The organism is Luteibacter aegosomaticola (genome assembly GCF_023078475.1).
GTDB lineage: Bacteria > Pseudomonadota > Gammaproteobacteria > Xanthomonadales > Rhodanobacteraceae > Luteibacter > Luteibacter aegosomaticola.
This window is the reverse complement of the sequence record NZ_CP095741.1, coordinates 3,714,193-3,731,001: the sequence shown is the minus strand read 5'-3', so window position 1 is coordinate 3,731,001 and position 16,809 is coordinate 3,714,193. Positions and strand designations below refer to the sequence as shown.

At 65.5% G+C, this 16,809-nt stretch carries 16 protein-coding genes; 13 read left to right on the top strand and 3 right to left on the bottom strand.

Features of this window, described 5'->3' with window-relative positions; translation table 11 throughout:
• Positions 1 to 3: 3 nt before the first annotated feature.
• From flhA to L2Y96_RS16515, 13 genes are all read left to right on the top strand, one after another.
• Positions 4 to 2,115: a flagellar biosynthesis protein FlhA gene (gene flhA / locus L2Y96_RS16575; protein ID WP_283248846.1), complete on the top strand. Its 2,112-nt coding sequence runs from the start codon at positions 4 to 6 to the stop codon at positions 2,113 to 2,115.
• A gap of 100 nt (positions 2,116 to 2,215) precedes the next feature.
• Positions 2,216 to 3,574: a flagellar biosynthesis GTPase FlhF gene (gene flhF / locus L2Y96_RS16570; RefSeq protein ID WP_247328361.1), complete on the top strand. Its 1,359-nt coding sequence runs from the start codon at positions 2,216 to 2,218 to the stop codon at positions 3,572 to 3,574.
• Positions 3,575 to 3,655: 81 nt separating this feature from the next.
• The gene (locus L2Y96_RS16565; protein ID WP_247328359.1) at positions 3,656 to 4,531 is read left to right on the top strand and encodes a nucleotide-binding protein; all 876 of its coding nucleotides are present in this window, start codon (positions 3,656 to 3,658) and stop codon (positions 4,529 to 4,531) included.
• Positions 4,528 to 5,259: an RNA polymerase sigma factor FliA gene (locus L2Y96_RS16560; RefSeq protein ID WP_247328357.1), complete on the top strand. Its 732-nt coding sequence runs from the start codon at positions 4,528 to 4,530 to the stop codon at positions 5,257 to 5,259. Before L2Y96_RS16565 ends, L2Y96_RS16560 begins: the two co-directional genes overlap by 4 nt.
• Before the next feature lie 30 nt (positions 5,260 to 5,289).
• Positions 5,290 to 5,691, top strand: coding sequence for a chemotaxis response regulator CheY (gene cheY, locus L2Y96_RS16555; RefSeq protein WP_247328356.1), 402 nt, complete (start codon positions 5,290 to 5,292; stop codon positions 5,689 to 5,691).
• 9 nt (positions 5,692 to 5,700) lie between these two features.
• On the top strand, positions 5,701 to 6,342 hold the full coding sequence (locus tag L2Y96_RS16550) for a protein phosphatase CheZ (protein ID WP_247328354.1): 642 nt from the start codon (positions 5,701 to 5,703) through the stop codon (positions 6,340 to 6,342).
• 7 nt (positions 6,343 to 6,349) lie between these two features.
• Positions 6,350 to 8,464: a chemotaxis protein CheA gene (locus L2Y96_RS16545; RefSeq protein ID WP_247328352.1), complete on the top strand. Its 2,115-nt coding sequence runs from the start codon at positions 6,350 to 6,352 to the stop codon at positions 8,462 to 8,464.
• A 1-nt stretch (position 8,465) separates the two neighbouring features.
• Positions 8,466 to 9,206, top strand: a complete 741-nt coding sequence (locus L2Y96_RS16540) for a flagellar motor protein (RefSeq protein WP_247328350.1) — start codon at positions 8,466 to 8,468, stop codon at positions 9,204 to 9,206.
• A complete protein-coding gene (gene motD / locus L2Y96_RS16535) occupies positions 9,203 to 10,090 on the top strand; it encodes a flagellar motor protein MotD (RefSeq protein WP_247328348.1) in 888 nt (295 codons plus the stop codon). Before L2Y96_RS16540 ends, motD begins: the two co-directional genes overlap by 4 nt.
• Complete coding sequence (locus L2Y96_RS16530; protein WP_247328346.1) at positions 10,090 to 10,878, top strand: ParA family protein; 789 nt, start codon at positions 10,090 to 10,092, stop codon at positions 10,876 to 10,878. The genes motD and L2Y96_RS16530 overlap by 1 nt, the downstream gene beginning before the upstream one ends.
• Positions 10,875 to 11,456 carry a hypothetical protein gene (locus tag L2Y96_RS16525; RefSeq protein WP_247328344.1) on the top strand — a complete coding sequence of 194 codons (582 nt, stop codon included), beginning with the start codon at positions 10,875 to 10,877 and terminating at the stop codon, positions 11,454 to 11,456. The genes L2Y96_RS16530 and L2Y96_RS16525 overlap by 4 nt, the downstream gene beginning before the upstream one ends.
• A complete protein-coding gene (locus L2Y96_RS16520) occupies positions 11,453 to 11,902 on the top strand; it encodes a chemotaxis protein CheW (protein ID WP_247328343.1) in 450 nt (149 codons plus the stop codon). The genes L2Y96_RS16525 and L2Y96_RS16520 overlap by 4 nt, the downstream gene beginning before the upstream one ends.
• A 69-nt stretch (positions 11,903 to 11,971) precedes the next feature.
• Entirely contained in the window at positions 11,972 to 12,400 is a 429-nt protein-coding gene (locus L2Y96_RS16515; protein ID WP_247328341.1) for a DUF2802 domain-containing protein, read from the top strand.
• 13 nt (positions 12,401 to 12,413) lie between these two features.
• Here L2Y96_RS16515 and L2Y96_RS16510 read toward each other — a convergent pair whose 3' ends face one another.
• From L2Y96_RS16510 to L2Y96_RS16500, 3 genes are all read right to left on the bottom strand, one after another.
• Positions 12,414 to 12,701, bottom strand: a complete 288-nt coding sequence (locus L2Y96_RS16510; RefSeq protein ID WP_247328339.1) for a hypothetical protein — start codon at positions 12,699 to 12,701, stop codon at positions 12,414 to 12,416.
• Positions 12,698 to 12,934 (bottom strand): hypothetical protein, encoded by a 237-nt coding sequence (locus tag L2Y96_RS16505; RefSeq protein WP_247328337.1) that lies wholly within the window; start codon positions 12,932 to 12,934, stop codon positions 12,698 to 12,700. The genes L2Y96_RS16510 and L2Y96_RS16505 overlap by 4 nt, the downstream gene beginning before the upstream one ends.
• Positions 12,935 to 13,057: 123 nt before the next feature.
• Complete coding sequence (locus L2Y96_RS16500; RefSeq protein ID WP_247328335.1) at positions 13,058 to 16,807, bottom strand: translocation/assembly module TamB domain-containing protein; 3,750 nt, start codon at positions 16,805 to 16,807, stop codon at positions 13,058 to 13,060.
• Between the last annotated feature and the right edge of the window lie 2 nt (positions 16,808 to 16,809).

Here is a 16,809-nt window from a genome sequence, read left to right as displayed (position 1 = left end):
CAGATGGCAGCCTCCCAGAACCTGATGGGCACCTTCCGGCAGATCGGCCGCCGCGGCGTGGCCGCGCCGATCGCCATGCTGATCATGCTCGGCATGATGATGCTGCCGCTGCCGCCGTTCATGCTGGACCTGCTGTTCACGTTCAACATCGCGCTGTCGCTGGTGATCCTGCTGGCCACGATGTACGTGATGCGCCCGCTGGAGCTGGCCTCGTTCCCCACCGTGGTGCTGTTTGCCACCTTGCTCCGCCTGGCGCTGAACATCGCTTCTACCCGCGTGGTGCTGCTGCACGGCCACAACGGCCCGGGCGCGGCCGGCAAGGTGATCGAGGCGTTCGCCGAATTCGTGATCGGCGGCAACTTCGCCGTCGGTTTCGTGGTGTTCGCCATCCTCACCATCATCAACTTCGTGGTGGTGACCAAGGGTGCGACCCGCGTGTCCGAAGTCACCGCCCGCTTCACCCTCGATGCCATGCCCGGCAAGCAGATGGCGATCGACGCCGACCTCAACGCCGGCTTGCTCACCCAGGAACAGGCGCGTGAGCGCCGCCAGGAAGTCCGCGAAGAAGCCGACTTCTACGGTTCGATGGACGGTGCCTCCAAGTTCGTCCGCGGCGACGCCACCGCCGGTATCCTCATCCTCGTCATCAACATGCTCGGTGGCTTCTTCATCGGCATGTTCCAGCACGGCCTCTCGGCCGGCGAAGCGGCGCGCACGTACACGCTGCTGACCATCGGTGACGGCCTGGTCGCCCAGGTGCCGGGCCTGATGCTCTCGATCGCCACCGCGGTCATCGTTACCCGCGTGTCCAAGTCGCAGGAGATGGGCAAGCAGGTGTTCGGCCAGCTGTTCGGCCAGCCCAAGGCGCTGGCCGTGGCCGCCGCGGTGCTCGGCACGATGGGCCTCATCCCGGGCATGCCGAACATCCCGTTCCTGCTGCTCGCCGGTATCGCTGGCTTCGGCGCGTGGAAGCTGCACCAGCGCAAGCTGATGCCGGCCGGTGCCGCCGCTGGCACGCCGGGCGCGCCGGGTACGGAACTGGCCGCGCTGGAAAGCGCGCCGCCGGCCGAGCGTCTTGAACTCTCGTGGGAAGACGTGGCGCAGGTGGATACGGTGGGCCTGGAAGTGGGCTACCGCCTCATTCCGCTGGTCGACAAGGCGCAGGGCGGCGAGCTCATGGCCCGTATCAAATCGGTGCGCCGCAAGCTCTCGCAGGAGCTGGGTTTCCTGGTGCCGTCGGTGCACATCCGTGACAACCTCGACCTTGCCCCGCACGGCTACCGCATCTCGCTGATGGGCGTGCCCATGGGCGAGGCCGAGATCCATACCGAGCGCATGCTCGCGATCGATCCGGGCCGCGTGCACGGCACCATCAACGGTATTGCCACGCGTGACCCCGCTTTCGGCCTCGACGCCGTGTGGATCGAGCCGGGCCTGCGCGAACACGCCCAGACCCTGGGCTACACCGTGGTCGATCCGGCCACCGTGATCGCGACCCATCTTTCGCACATCCTGCAGAACCACGCCCACGAGCTCATCGGCCATCAGGATGTGCAGCAGCTGCTCGACCGCCTGGCCCAGCAGACGCCCAAGCTGGTGGAAGACCTGGTGCCGAAGCGCCTGTCGCTGGGCGCCGTGGTCAAGGTGCTGCAGAACCTGCTCGCCGAGCGCGTGCCCATCCGCAACTTCCGCGGCATCGTCGAATCGCTGGCGGAGAACGCGGGGCAGAGCCAAGACCCGGGTGTACTCGCTGCCGCCGTGCGCGTCGGCCTCGGTCGCCAGATCGTCCAGGAAATCGCCGGCCTCGGTACCGAAGTGCCCGTCATTACTTTGGCACCGGAACTGGAGCAGATCCTGCTCCAGTCCCTGCAGGGTGGTGGTCCCGCTGGCGCGGCGGTCGAGCCGGGCCTGGCTGATCGCCTGCAGAAGAATGTCGCCGATGCCGCCCGCCGCCAGGAAGCGGCAGGCGAACCGGCCGTTTTGCTGGTCTCCCCCGCACTTCGTCCGTGGCTTTCACGCTTTACACGTCATGTGGCCCAAAACCTGCATGTACTTGCGTACAACGAGGTTCCGGACAATCGCCGCGTCAAGCTGGTGACGGCCCTGGGACGATAGGAATGAGACACCGCTCGGGGATTTGCTCCGGCGGACGTGACAGAACAAGGTGGCGGCCCGGGCAAGCGGGGCGCCGATCGACGAAGACAGGATCGAACGCATGAAAATCAAACGATTCGTTGCCCCCGACATGCGCCAGGCGATGCGCCAGGTGCGTGATGAGCAGGGCCCCGACGCGGTGATCCTGTCCACGCGCCGGATGGACGACGGTATCGAAATCATCGCCGCGCTCGATTACGACGAGGCGCTGGTGCGCGAGGCCGGCTTCGCTTACGAGCCGCCCACCGCTGAAGAGAAGCTCGAATCCATCCGTGCTACGCGTGACCAGCGTGATCTCCGCGAAGCCGAGCGTGTCGCGCGGGTCGACCAGGCCCGTGCCGCGACCGCCGCCGCTGTCGAGCGTGCCACGAAGGCCGCGCCGGCCAGCCCGAACGCGCCGCAACGCCAGTCGTCCGCCGCACTCGCTGCGAGCGTTGCCGACGTGGTGCGTGCCGCCACGGTCTCCGCGCCGCAGAACGACGCCGCCGTGAACGGCATGCGTGCCGAGATCAACAACCTGCGCGAGATGCTGGAAGTGCAGCTCTCGGCGCTGGCCTGGAACCAGAAGGACCGCCAGCAGCCGCTGCAGGCGCGCGTGCTGCGCGAGATGACCCGCCTGGGTATCGATGGCGACGTGGCGCGTGCCCTGTGCGCCGAGCTGCCCGACAACATGACGGCCGAGCAGGCGCGTTACCTGCCGCTGGGCATCCTCTCGCGCAACATCCGTACGAGTGGCCGCAACTTCGACACCGTCGGCGGCGGCATCACCGCCTTCGTGGGTACTACCGGCGTCGGCAAGACCACCAGCATCGCCAAGCTCGCCGCCCGTGCGGTGCTGCGCCACGGTGCTTCGAACGTCGCGCTGATCAGCGCCGACCAGTACCGCATCGGTGCCGGCGCCCAGCTCGAACACTACGGCCGCCTGCTCGGCGTGCGCGTGTACAACGCACACGATGCGCAGAGCCTGCGCAACGTCCTGCTGCAGCTGCGCGGTAAGCACACGGTACTGATCGATACGGCCGGCCTCGCTGGCAACGATCCGAAGCTACAGCAGCAGTTCGAGACGCTGCGTGCCATGGCCGATGTGCGCGTGTGCCTGGTCGTCGCGGCCAACGCGCAGGCCCAGGCCATCGATAGCGCCATGCGCGCCTACGCGCCGCTGAAGCCGCAGAGCGCCATCCTGACCAAACTCGACGAGACGCCGCTCCTGGGCGGCGCGCTCTCGGCCCTTATCCGGCACGGAATGCCGCTCGACTACACCACGGATGGCCAGCGCGTGCCTGAGGACATCGCCTCCGCCGACGCGCGCAAACTGGTCTGCCTGGCAGCCCAGATGCTCAAGCAGCGCAACGACGAGCCCGATGACGCCATACTTGCCGATCGTTTCGGCTTTGCGCCATCCACCACGGCCATGGCGTAATCGCAGGATCCGACGAACGTGACCCAGGCAACCGCAACCGCAACCGCAACCGCAACCTCTTATTCGGCAGTGAATTCCTTCATGACCACACCCGTCGACAACTCCCAGGCCGCCAGTCTTAACTGGCTCGCCGACCGCAGGCCCACGCGCAGCATCGCGATCGCGGGTGGCAAGGGCGGCGTCGGCAAGACCACGGTGGCCGTGAACCTCGGCATGGCCCTGGCCATGGGTGGCCGTGATGTCCTGCTGCTCGATGCCGATCTGGGCATGGCCAACATCGATGTGCTGCTCGGCCTTCAGCCGACGCGCCATCTGGGCCACATGCTGGAAGGCGCCTGCGGCATCGAGGACCTGATCCTCCAGGCGGCCCACGGCCTGAAGGTCATCCCGGCCACGTCCGGCACACGCCGCATGGCCCAGCTGCCCAACATTGAGCATGCTGCCGTCATCCGCGCGTTTGACGACTACCCGCTGGCTCCCGAGTACCTCATCGTCGATACCGCCGCCGGCATCTCCGACAGCGTGTCGATGTTTGCCGCCGCGTCGGACGAGGTGGTGGTCGTGGTCTGCGACGAGCCGGCCTCGCTCACCGATGCCTACGCACTCATCAAGGTTCTGTCGCGAGAGTTCGCGGTGAACCGTTTCCGTATCGTGGCCAACATGGTCCGCCACGCGCAGGAAGGCCGCCAGCTGTTCGAGAAGCTTTCGCGGGTGACCAACCGTTTCCTCGATGTCTCCCTCGATTTCATGGGCATGGTGCCGCACGACGAGTACCTGCGCCAGGCGATCCGCCGCCAGTCGGCGGTGGTCGATGCATGGCCCAGCAGCCGTTCGGCAGTCGGATTCAAGAATTTGGCCAGGTCGGTCGATACATGGGGTGAACCCGAACCCCGTGGACAGGGTCGCATCGGCTTTTTTGCCGGGCGTGAGCACGTGGGGGGAGGGCTGCCGTTGTGAGTGTCGCGAGCGAATACCTTGAAATTACTAAGGTTCCGGCCGATCAACTGGTGAAAACGCACGCGCCGCTGGTGCGCCGGATCGCCTATCACCTGATGGGCCGCCTGCCGCCCAGCGTCGATGCGAACGACCTTATGCAGGCCGGGATGATCGGTTTGCTTGAGGCGGCAAGGAATTATTCGCCGACTCGCGCGGCCAGCTTCGAAACCTATGCGGGTATCCGCATACGTGGCGCCATGCTGGATGAACTGCGCAAGACGGATTGGACCCCGCGCAGCGTCCACAGGAAATTGCGCGAGGTGGCTGAGGTAACGAGGCAGATCGAAAATGAGACAGGCGGCGACGCCGACGACGTGGAAGTGATGAAGCGTCTGGGCATCGATGCCATGGAATACAACCAGATCCTGGCGGACGCGGCGAGTGCGCGGTTGTTGAGCCTGACGGCGCCGGAAGGCGACGAAGGTTCCGCGATCGATGTGGCCGACCCGAACGCCGCGGGCCCGGATGGTCTGTTCGAACAGGACGGTTTGCGCCATGCGCTGGCCGATTCGATCGAGGGGCTACCCGAGCGCGAAAAGCTGGTGATGTCGCTGTACTACGATGAAGAACTCAACCTGAAGGAAATCGGTGCGGTGTTGGGAGTAAGCGAATCGCGGGTGTGCCAGATCCATGGCCAGGCCTTGATCCGTCTCCGGGCACGCATGTCGGGTTGGAAAGACAAACACTAAGAACGACGCGGCTGTAAGGCGGAGAACGCTTTGGACAAGAACATGAAAATCCTCGTGGTGGACGATTTCTCCACCATGCGGCGTATCGTCCGCAACCTCCTGGTGGAGCTTGGTTTTACCAACACGCTCATCCAGGAAGCGGAAGATGGCAATGCGGCGCTGGCGCTCCTGCGCTCGCAGCCCATCGACCTGGTGGTCACCGACTGGAACATGCCGAACATGACCGGCATCGACCTGCTGCGTGCCATCCGTGCGGATGCCAGCCTCAAATCCCTGCCGGTGCTTATGGTCACCGCCGAGAACAATCGCGACCAGATCATCGCGGCCGCGCAGAGCGGCGTGAATGGTTACGTCGTGAAGCCGTTCACGGCCGTGACGCTGAAGGAAAAGCTCGACAAGATCTTCGAACGACTCGCCGCGGCAGCGGGCTAAGGGACTGACATGAATACGACGATTACCGCTAGCCAGGACGTGGCTCCCGAGCTGCGCGAGCTTCTCGACGCCGACGACAGCGCCGCCTTCGAACAGGCGCTCGACAAGCTCCTGCGCAGCCGCGAACAGCACCTGTTCCTCGCGCTGGGCCATCTGGCCCGCGACCTGCATGAATCCGCCCGCCGCCTGGCGTCGGATATTTCCAGCGATGGCGTGCCGGGCACCATGAGCGACGCGCGCAAGCACCTGCGCGATGTGCTCGAGATGAGCGCCACCGCCGCGCACCGCACGCTCGATTTCAGCGAGAAGCTGCGCCCGCAGGCTCAGTCGCTGGCGAAGCAGGCCGATGAGCTGCTTGTACTCGACCATGCCGATCCGGCCTTTGCCGCCAACGCCACGTCGCTCGCGGTACGCGTCGGCGATTTCGCGCAGAACTGCGATATCGGCTTCGGCGAAATGGTTGAGGCACAGTCCTGGCAGGATCTCTCCGGCCAGCGCGTCGCCCAGGTCGAATCCTTCATGGCCAAGGTGGAATCGTCGCTCGTGGAGCTGGTGCGCCTGACCGGTTCCCTGGCAGGTGCGAACGCACCGGCCGCCGACAAGGTCAGCCAGGACGAAGTGGATCGCCTCCTCAGCGAATTCGGTTTCTGAGCCCGCCATGAGCGTGGAGCTGGACAACGAGCTGCTCAACGTCTTCCTGATCGAGGCCCGCGAACTGCTCGAGACCCTGGGCGAACAGCTCGTGGATCTCGAGGCCTCGCCGGAAGATAGCGAGCTCCTGAACGCGGTGTTCCGTGCGTTCCATACCGTAAAGGGCGGTGCGGGCTTCCTTGGCCTGAACGCCATGGTGGAACTGTGCCACCGCGCGGAAGATCTCCTGAACGAGGCGCGTAATGGCGCCATCGTGCTCAATGCGGCCCTGATGGACGCGTTGCTGGAGTCGCTCGACCTGCTGAACGACATGATGCGTGCCGCGGATGCAGGAGTGCAGGCTGAGCCCGCACCGCGTTCGTTGCTCGATCGCCTCGTCGTGCCCGGCCGGGCCGCATCGGCGGCACCGGTGGCACTCGCCGTGCCGGTCAGTGCGCCCAAAGCCGCCGCGCCAGCACCGGCCGTCAGCAAGCCCTACGATCCCATCGAAGACGAATTCGAGGCGATGCTGGACGCCGCGCGTACCGAGCGCGCACCGGCACCCGCCACCACGGGCACCATTTCCGATGACGAGTTCGAGTCGCTGCTCGATTCGCTCTACGGCACGGGTGCGCCGGGCGCTGGCGACGCTCCCGTCGCACCGATGGTCGAAGCCGCGCCGGAGCCCGTCGCCGCCGCGCCCGAAAGCAACACCATCAGCGACGACGAATTCGAAGCGCTGCTCGACCAGCTCTACGGCACCGGCGCCCCCAGCGGCGGAACGACAACCGAGCCCTCCGCCCCCGCACCGGCCCCCGCTGTTGTAGGAGCGAGCTCGCTCGCGACCCCCGAAGCCGAAGCCCCCACGGCACCGGCCGCCCCGCAGATCGCCGCTGCCGCCCCAACACCCGCCGCAACCAAGGCCAAACCGGCCCCGGCCTCCGCAGAAAAGCGCCAGCCCGCCGCAGCTGCTGAAACCACGGTCCGCGTCGACACCCACCGCCTCGATAGTCTGGTCGATGCCGCCGGTGAGCTGGTGCTCGTCCGCAACCGTCTGACCAACCTGGCTCCGCGCGGCACGAACGACCCGATGGAACGCGCCATCGGTGAACTCGAGCGCGTCGCCGAAGACCTGCAGAACGCCGTCCTGCGCATGCGCATGCAGCCGGTCGGCAAGCTCTTCTCCCGTTTCCCCCGCATCGTCCGCGATCTCGCCCGCCAGCTGGGCAAGGAGATCGAACTGGTTACCGAGGGCGAGGAAACCGATATCGACCGCACCGTCGTGGAGGCCCTGGCCGATCCGCTGGTGCACCTGCTGCGCAATTCGGTCGACCACGGCATCGAAATGCCTGAAGTGCGCCAGGCCGCGGGCAAGGCACGCCTGGGCACGGTGCGCCTCGCCGCAGGCCAGTACGGCGATCGCATCGTCATTACCGTCACCGACGACGGCAAGGGCATGGATCCCGAGGTCCTGCGCCGCAAGGCGGTGGAAAAGGGCCTGATGGATGAAGAGCAGGCCGCCCGTCTCGACGAGCGTGAGTGTTACGAGATCGTGTTCCGTCCGGGCTTCTCCACCGCCAGCCAGGTCTCGGATATTTCCGGCCGCGGCGTCGGCATGGACGTGGTCAAGACCAAGATCGTCGAACTTGGCGGTACTCTGTCGATCGATTCGCGGGTCGGTCACGGCAGTACGGTGCGCCTCTCGGTGCCGTTGACGCTCGCGATCCTGCGCGTGCTCATGGTGCGCGTGGGCAACCGCTTGCTGAGCCTGCCGATGTCGAACGTCGCCGAAGTCTTTGAACTGGCCGAAGGCCAGGTGCAGGAGCTGGATGGCCGCGTCGTGGCCGCCCACCGCCAGCGCGCGCTGCCGCTCGCCGATCTGGGCAACTGGGCTGGCGCGAAGGGTAGGGGCGGGCACGTGGTCGTCGTACAGATCGGCCACCAGACGCTCGGCTGCCTGGTCGATGAAGTGCTCGGCCGCGAAGATGTCATGGCCAAGCCGCTCGGCCCGTTCCTCAAGCACGTGCCCGGCGTGGCCGGTGCCACGATTACTGGCGACGGCCGTATTTCGCTCGTCCTCGATCTTGCGGGCCTGGCCGATGACAGCGGCCAGGTGCTGCCCAGCCTGAGGATGGCTGTCTGATATGGATATCGTGAGTGTCGTCGGCACGATCCTGGCCTTCGTGGTCATCATCGTGGGAACCATCCTCAAGGGCTCGAGCCTCGACGCCCTGTGGAACCCGGCGGCCTTCGTCATCGTTTTCCTCGGCACGTTTGCCGCCTTGCTCGTGCAAACGCCCGGCCCGGTGCTCAAGCGTGCGTGGGCCATGCTGCCCTGGGTCTACCGGCCACCGGATATCGAATCGGAGAATCTCGTCAGCCGCATCGTCGGCTGGAGCGAGATTTCCCGACGCACGGGCCTGCTTGGCCTGGAGCCCGCGATCGAACGCGAACAAGACCCCTTCATCAAGAAGGGGCTTCAGCTTTTGGTGGACGGCACCGAGCCGGATGCGATGCGCTCCGTGCTCGAAGTGGAAGTTTTCACCCGCGAGCACATCGATATCGAGGCTGCCAAAGTCTTCGAGAACGCGGGCGCGTATTCACCCACCATGGGCATCATCGGTGCTGTGATGGGCCTCATGGCCGTCATGCAGAACCTCGCCGATCCGAGCAAGCTGGGCCACGGCATCGCTGCGGCCTTCGTTGCCACGATCTACGGCATTGGCCTCGCCAACCTGCTGGCATTGCCGATGGCTGCGCGCCTGAAAGGCCTGGCCCGCCAGCGCTCGCAGATGCGCGAGATCCTCGTCGAAGGCCTCGTCTCGATCGCGCAGGGCGATAACCCGCGCCACATTGAGAGCAAGCTGCAAGGGTTCCTGCAGTGAAGCGCCGCCACCACGAAGAGCACATCAACCACGAGCGTTGGGCCATCCCCTATGGTGACCTGATCACGTTGTTGCTGGCGCTTTTCGTCGTGATGTACGCGGTGTCGGCTGTGAACGAGACCAAGTTCCGTGTGATGGCGGCTTCGATCAACGAGGCGTTCAACGGCACCGGCAAGGTGATCGAACCCATTCGCGACAATGCGCCCGCCACCCAGGTGCCATTGCCTAACGATAAGCGCTCGCCCACGGCCAGCCCGATCGCCAAGATCGATGTGCCGTTGCCGCCGCGCAACCTGCCGTTGCCGGGCCACGAAGGCGCGGCTGCCGAGCGGCAGCCTGGTGACATGAAGCAGACCGCGCCCGCGGATAACGCCACGGTTGGCAAGGTGGAACAAGCCAGCCTCACCCAGATCTCCGATGAAGTGAAGCGCGCGATGAAGCCGCTGATCGACAAGAGCCTGGTGAGCGTGCGTCAGACGCCCGACTGGCTCGAAATCGAAGTGCGTACCGATATCCTGTTCCCCGTTGGCGTGGCGAAGCTGCAGCCGGCGGCGGTAGATGTGATCCGCAAGCTCGCGGGTATCCTCGCGCCGTTCCCGAATGGCATGCGCGTCGAGGGGTATACCGACAACACACCGATTGCGACGTCCACGTTCCCTTCCAACTGGGAGCTATCCGCCGCGCGCGCCGCCACGGTCGCGCGCCTGCTTACGGAGCAGGGCGTCGATCCGCATCGCGTCGGCATCATGGGTTGGGGCGAGTTCCGCCCGTCCGTGTCGAACGCGACGGACGATGGCCGTAACCGCAATCGCCGTGTCGTGATCGTGGTGATGAGTGACAAGGATTCGCCCTCGCCGCTGGCACCGCAGGGGGCGGCTCCCTGATGCACGTGTGGGCTATCTCCAACCAGAAGGGCGGCGTTGGCAAGACGACGACGGCCATGTCGCTGGGCAGCATGCTTGCGGCCGACGGCAAGCGCACGCTGCTGGTCGACGTGGACCCGCATGCATCGCTTTCGGGTTATATCGGCGTCGAAGGTGGGGCCCACGGCAGCGTCTACGATCTGTTTGGCGTGAGCGGCAACCCGCTACCCGTAGGTACGTTGGTCCATGCCACGAAGTGGGATCGCCTGAGCGTGCTACCGGCATCCGCCGCCATGATCACGCTCGATCGCCACCTCGGAACCAAGCCCGGCATGGGGCTCGTGCTGAGCTCGGCCCTGGCTGAGCTAGCCTCTGATTTCGACCACGTATTGCTCGATTGCCCGCCGACACTCGGCGTGTTGATGGTGAACGCGCTGGCGGCGAGCGATCGCCTGCTCGTCCCCACGCAGACCGAGGCGCTCGCCCTGGCTGGGTTGGAGCGCATGTTGCGCAGCCTTTCCATGATCGAGCGTTCGCGTGGCAAGCCCATGCCGCGCACGATCGTGCCCACGTTGTTCGATGCCCGTACCCACGCATCGCGCGCCTGCCTGGCGCAGCTGCGTGAACAGTACGGCGATATCGTCAGCGAGGCGGTGATTCCCACCGACACGCAGATTCGCGAAGCAAGTGCTGCGGGTGTGCCACTCGCGTCATGGCCCGCGTCTCGCCGTGGCGGGGCGGCCTACCGCCAGCTTCTCGCGGAACTACTCGCGAAGTCGTCCACGTCTGTTACGGACGCTGCGGCGTGATCGGCAACATGAACGACGCCGAGCAAATCGTCGCCGACTACCTCGCTGAGCTGCTGACCCCGGCGCCCGTGATCGCGGTAGCCGCGCCCGCACAGGTGAAGGTCGTCGCGATCGAGACGTGGAGCTCGCCTCCTCCCGCGGTGCTGCCAGAAGTGGCGCCATCGCCTTCGCGCTATCTCCTGTGCGTGGCTGCAGGGGTCAAGGTCGCCGTTTCCATGGCGGATATCACGCACATGCTGCCGATGCCGCCGCTGAGTGCACCGAATTCATCAAACCCGATTTGCCTGGGCCGCTGGCGCCATCCGAGTGGTGAAGCGCGGGTGGCCGATCTCGCGGCCATCCTTTCACCCGAAATGGCTGGCGCGCACGCCCCGACCCTGGTCTTGCTGGGCGATCGTCGCTGGGCGCTGGCCTGCGAGGTCACCGACGAACCGGTGGAGATCGATCCAGAAAGCGTGCTTTGGCGGGACGGTGCGGCTACGCGCCCCTGGCTCGCGGGCATGTCCAAAGAACCGCGCTGTGGTGTCATCGGCACCGCCGCCCTCATTGCATGGCTGGAACAGGAGCTTGGCCCGTGAGTGATGTGAAACACGAAGGCCGGGACCTCTGGCTCGAATTCGGCCTTAAGGGCCAGCGTTACGCCGTGTCATTGGGTACGGTGCGCGAAGTGATCCGGCCGGGCGATATCACACCGGTCCCGGGTTCGCCCTCCGACGTGCTGGGTATCGTGAACCTGCGCGGCCAGATCGTGCCGGTGCTCGATGGCCGCCGCCGCTTTGGCCTCGATGGCGTGGTTGAAGCGGATGAGCAGGATGCCCAGCGCGTCATCGTGTTCGATGCCGAAGGCACGACGGTGGGGCTGCGCATCGACACCATTGGCGAAATGCTCCAGTTCGACCCCGCGGAAGTGGCACCGCCCCCGCCGGGCCGCGCCACGCGCCGCGACGATCCCGTCAGCGGCGTGATCACCCGCGACGACGGCTTCATCGCCCTGGTCGACGTTCCTCGCCTCTGCCGGGCATAAAGGCAATGGCCTAGTGGGGCTGCCCCCAATGCGCTACCGTGTCCGCGCAACCCCGGAGCCCACACCCGCATGAACGCCGCCATCCTTGGTTACGTGCTGATCGCACTCGCCGTCCTAAACCTCATCGGCCTTCTGCTGTTGTTCCGCCGCGTGGGGCGCCTGCCCGCACCGGTAGTGAAGCCGGCGGTCGAAGCGTCGCCGGTGGCCGTCGATGTCGAGGCTGACCCGGCGCCCGCGGCCCTTAGCCCAGGCATCCAGCCAGACCAGCTGGCCAGCATGTTGCGCCGGCTGGAAAATCGCCTCGGGGATATTGAAGACCAGGTCCGCCGCGCACCTGTCGCGTCGGCCGCGTCAGAGCCCGGGGCGGCGAGTGACCGCGCCCTGGCCCTCGCGCAGCGCCTCGCGCGACAGGGGGCAACGCCGCAGGATATCGCCGATACCTGCGGTATCTCCCTGACCGAAGCCGAACTGCTTCATCGTCTGCACGCCGCGCGATAAGCCGGCGCCGCAGTTAGCGCTGCGACCGCAGGACCCACGCAGCGCGGCAGGCGAGCCAGCCGACGATGCTGGACGCGATGCCTACGGCGATACCGATCACGATGCGGCTGATGAGGATGCGTTGGGTTATACCCTCCGGATCGAGCCACGCAGACATCATCAGTTGGTGCGCGATCAGCAGCGGAGTGAACCAGCACATCGTAAGCCTGAACCAGTAGCGGTACTCCGCTGACATGGGAACGAACAGACGCGTGTAGCTGTGCCAGGCGGCAGTCAGCACGTTCTTCAGCGCATGGATCATCGGTGTGCTTCCTTCAGGTCGTAAGCGCAGTTCAGAAGGGTGAGTACGGCGCCAGCTGTCGCGCCAAGCGCCATGGTGGGAACACCGATGACCGGGCCACCCGCCAGGCCGCCCGCGCCTAGCAGGGCGCCGCCGCCAGCGGCCGCGACAATACGCTTCGCATGGCAACTAGCCGGTACACCACTTACCTTCCGGTGTGCCTGTTCGATTTCTACGATCGCGACTTCCAGCATGGCGGCCCTCCGCAGTGAATGAGCGGATAGCTTGGCTCAGGGGGGCTGGGGCGGTCTGTAGTCCCCGAACGATAGTCGTGTCGTCCTCACGGGGCGCGACGAGCCGGCGCGCACCGGTCGTTACTATCGTTCGAGTCGGTAGTTGAGGCTCGTCCGGCTGAAGTCCGTCGCGTTCTGCGCTTCGAAGTTCCAGCGGTGGCTGAAGAGATAGCGCAGCGTGATCACCTGGCCCGGATCGAACAGGCCGACGCCGTAGCTCAGGTAAAGGCGCGGCGAGAGGTACTTGCCAACGGTGAACGCCGAGGTACCGCCCAGGGCATCGTTGTTGCTGACGCCGATATCGTCGACGCCGATGCGTGAGCCCACGCTCTTCGCGAGCAAGTCACCCGCTGCCGAACCGAGTGCTTGCGCGGCGGCACCTACCATGTTGCCTTCGCCACCCTTCACCTGCGACAGCGGCTTGCCGGTGACGAGATAGGAGAGGGCATCGGACTGCTCCATGACCGGGTTCGAGAACACGGTAAGGATGGGGCGGCGTGCGGTACCCGAAACATATAGGCCGACCTTCTGGCCGTCGTCGATCGTGGCGTTGGGGTTCAAGGTACGCGCGGCACGGATGTTCAGGCCCGGATTGTCGATCGGCGTGCTGGCAAACAGCAGTTGGCCGGATTCAATGCGCAGGTCCTGGCCGTAGGCCTTGTAGGTACCATCGACCGTCAGCTGTCCCTGGCCGGTCGTTGCGCGACCCGGGCGCTCACGCACATCGAGCACGCCGGTAATACGGCCATCGATGCCGAACCCGACGAGATGCAGCTTCTGGCCAAGATTGACGCTGATGTCGGCGCTGATCGGCGATGCTTCGGCCGCCGCCTCCTGCGCCTTGTCGTCAACAACGACGACATCCGATGACGCCTTCGTCGCACCCGCGCCCGGCAGGCGCTCCACGTTCACGTCGGCCATGTCGACGCCGACCTTGCCGGTGACATTCATGCCCTTGGCATCCTGCACGATGGTCAGGTCCGGCGAGATAACCGCCTTGGCGGCGGGAATATCGACGGCGGTGAACTTCGAGCCTTCGATGCCCAGGCGCATCTGCGCGCCGGCACCGAGCGCAGCCGTGCCTTTGATACCGAGCGTGCCGTCGCCCGAGCGGATCGTGCCGTCGACGGTGTAGTTGGCGGCATCGGTCGTGCTGACACTGATCCGGCCATCGTGCAGCTTCAGGCCGGCGCTGGGGATTTCCGTGGCAAAGCCGGCGAGCAGGGCCTGGCCGGTGATGGCTGGCGCAGCCACCGTGCCACCGAGGTTGAAGTTCGCATCGAGGCCACCCTTCACCGCATCCAGTTCGGTGGTAAAGAGTTCGATGACCGAGAGATTCTTCAGGTGAAGGGCGACATTGCCGCCGAGTGCCTGCTGGGCACCGCTGACCGTGACATTGCCCGCCAGCGTGCCGCCGTCGTTGAACGTCGCATTGAGGGTTGCTCGCTGGCTATCCGGTGCGAGCTGCGCGTTGAGCGCCAGGTTGTCGTAGACAAGCAGCGGCTGGTCGCTGCGGTCCGGGTACACGATGGAGCCGTGAGCGGAGGTGATGTTGGCCTGACCGGACAAGGCGCCGGCGGCAGTGCGGCGGATGCTGCCATCGCCTTCGAGCATGCCATCCGCGCGGATCGGCGTACTGCCTGCTTCAGCCGCGGTCATGATGAGGGCGAGCGGTACGTGGCGCAGGCGGTAGTTGCCGTCGAGGTTGCCCGCCTTGTCCTGTTTAGCGGCCACGCAGAGTAGGGGATCACCCGCCGTGAGGCAGAGATCGCTCATGCTCATCGCGCCGTCCTTGAAAGCCAGCTGGCTGGCGTTCTGCAGGCGGAAGGTCGGGAGGCCCTGGAAGGTGATGTTCAGCGCCGACAACGACCCATTCCAGGCATTGTCCTTGTAAGACCCCGAAAGCTTCAGGTCGGTCGTCAGCGGACGCCCGCGCGCATCGATCGATAGCTGGTGTTTGTCCTGGTTGCCATCGGCATTGATGGCGATGCGGTCGAACACGAGTCCACCCGCGTGCGTGCCGGTGGCCACGATATCGGCCTTGCCGCCGGGCGTGCTGATATCGGGGATATCCGCGTTGACGGTAAGTGCGTCGACCTTCTGTCCCGCGTAGACGATGGCGTTGCCGCGGATATCGGCCTTCACCGCCAGCTTCGGCACATTTCCCTTCGCGTTGACCGTGCCCTGGATGCGGCCACCGGCATCGGGAAGCCAATCGCCGAGCGAGGCGATGGCGAGCTTCAGCTGCGCATCGTTGGCGGTATCGCCCTTCGCATCGAGGGAGATGGTGCTCCCACCGGAAGCGAGGTCGAGCTTGCCGTTGACCACTTCGTGCGGCTTCAGCTCGAGCTTGCCGTTGCCACGCAGCGGACGCTGGCGCAGCGTACCGTCGAGCTTGCGCAACTCAAGCGTACCGAGCGGCTCGTCGTTGACGAGATGGCCTTCGGTGGAGAGATCAAGATTAAGCGCGCCAGCCCACTCGGCCAGCAGTTGGCCGGGATCGAAACGGTCGCCCTTGACGTCAAGCTTCCAGGCGATGCCTGGCTTCAACGTCACGCTGCCGCTGGCTGCCAGGTCGCCATTCGGTTGTTTGAGCTCAAGCGTGTGGATATCGATCGCTTCTGGCTTACCGCTCACATCGAGTGTGAACTTGCCGATGTGATCAGGCGGGCCGATATCGACATCGCCCAACGCATGATAGCTCTCCGCACCACCTTCGAAGGTCAGCTTGCCCGCGCTCGCAAGCGCCTGGCCGGCCACGTTTTCGGGGATGAGCACGTCCTTCCACTGTAGGGCGAGGTTCGCCGTCAGTGGGTTGGCCGCGATCTCGACCGTGCCCTTTGCGGTCAGCGAGCCCTTCACCTGTGGCGAACCGACGGTGAGTTCGTTGAGCGTCAGGCGCTTGTAGTCATGGTCGAACATCGCGTCGATCGGTGCGAGCCGAACCTGGTAGTCGTTCAGACCCACGTCCCCCGTGAGCTTTGCGCCGTAACGATCGCCCGAGCCACGCAGGGCGAGGCTCAAGGCCTCGAGACTGCTATCGCCGAGCAACGGCTTCGGGTTGAAGCGCGGGGCATCGATCGAAGCCGTCCAGGCGTAATCGCCGCTTTGTACGAGGTTCGCGTCGACCTGGGCGACAAAGGGCAGCCGAAGCTTGATGATCGTGTGGGCTTTCGCGCCGTCGCTATGCGCTTCCAGATCGCCTGCGTAGTCGACATCGCCCACCTTCCACTGGAAGGCGGCCTTGCCATCACCCATATAGCCCTTGCCGACCGCGAGATTGCCCGCGAGATCGGCCTGCCCATCGGGCGCGCGCAGTGCAAGCTTGCTGACAGCAATGCCCTTGCCGGTCCATGAGGCGGCAAGGTTGAGCGAGTTCGATTCAAAGACGGGCTGCCCGGCCTGCGTGACCTTGACGTGGCCGACCCTCACATCGTCCAGGACGATATCGAGCGGTGGTTTGAGCGAAAACGGTTCGCTCGGCTCGTTCGTGTCGGGCTGGCTTGGCGGCAGTGCCACGTCCACGCCATCCACGGTAAGCGTATACACGTGGGCCTTCTTGCGAAGCAGCGCGCCAAACGAGAAGTCCACGTGAGCCTTTTCCACGCGAACATCCAGGCCCTTGCCGTCCTTATAGCGTACGCCGGTAAGATCCAGCGGGCCCGCGAGGCGGCCCTCGGCCTGGCTTACCGTGAGGGCGTTATCCGTGATGTCGGTGGCCTTGGCCAATGCGAAGCGCAGGCCGCTGGCCGTACCCACGAGCCACCAGACGCCGATCGCCACGACGACCAGAAGGACGCCCAATGCGATGCCGGCGCGAATCAACCATTTCATGC

Bases quoted from the DNA above. Each gene is read 5' to 3' on its own strand.
- flhA (WP_283248846.1), top strand. From the start codon at position 4: ATGGCAGCCTCCCAGAACCTGATGGGCACCTTCCGGCAGATCGGCCGC.
- flhF (WP_247328361.1), top strand. From the start codon at position 2,216: ATGAAAATCAAACGATTCGTTGCCCCCGACATGCGCCAGGCGATGCGC.
- L2Y96_RS16565 (WP_247328359.1), top strand. From the start codon at position 3,656: ATGACCACACCCGTCGACAACTCCCAGGCCGCCAGTCTTAACTGGCTC.
- L2Y96_RS16550 (WP_247328354.1), top strand. From the start codon at position 5,701: ATGAATACGACGATTACCGCTAGCCAGGACGTGGCTCCCGAGCTGCGC.
- L2Y96_RS16545 (WP_247328352.1), top strand. From the start codon at position 6,350: ATGAGCGTGGAGCTGGACAACGAGCTGCTCAACGTCTTCCTGATCGAG.
- L2Y96_RS16540 (WP_247328350.1), top strand. From the start codon at position 8,466: ATGGATATCGTGAGTGTCGTCGGCACGATCCTGGCCTTCGTGGTCATC.
- L2Y96_RS16530 (WP_247328346.1), top strand. From the start codon at position 10,090: ATGCACGTGTGGGCTATCTCCAACCAGAAGGGCGGCGTTGGCAAGACG.
- L2Y96_RS16515 (WP_247328341.1), top strand. From the start codon at position 11,972: ATGAACGCCGCCATCCTTGGTTACGTGCTGATCGCACTCGCCGTCCTA.
- L2Y96_RS16510 (WP_247328339.1), bottom strand. From the start codon at position 12,701: ATGATCCATGCGCTGAAGAACGTGCTGACTGCCGCCTGGCACAGCTAC.
- L2Y96_RS16505 (WP_247328337.1), bottom strand. From the start codon at position 12,934: ATGCTGGAAGTCGCGATCGTAGAAATCGAACAGGCACACCGGAAGGTA.
- L2Y96_RS16500 (WP_247328335.1), bottom strand. From the start codon at position 16,807: ATGAAATGGTTGATTCGCGCCGGCATCGCATTGGGCGTCCTTCTGGTC.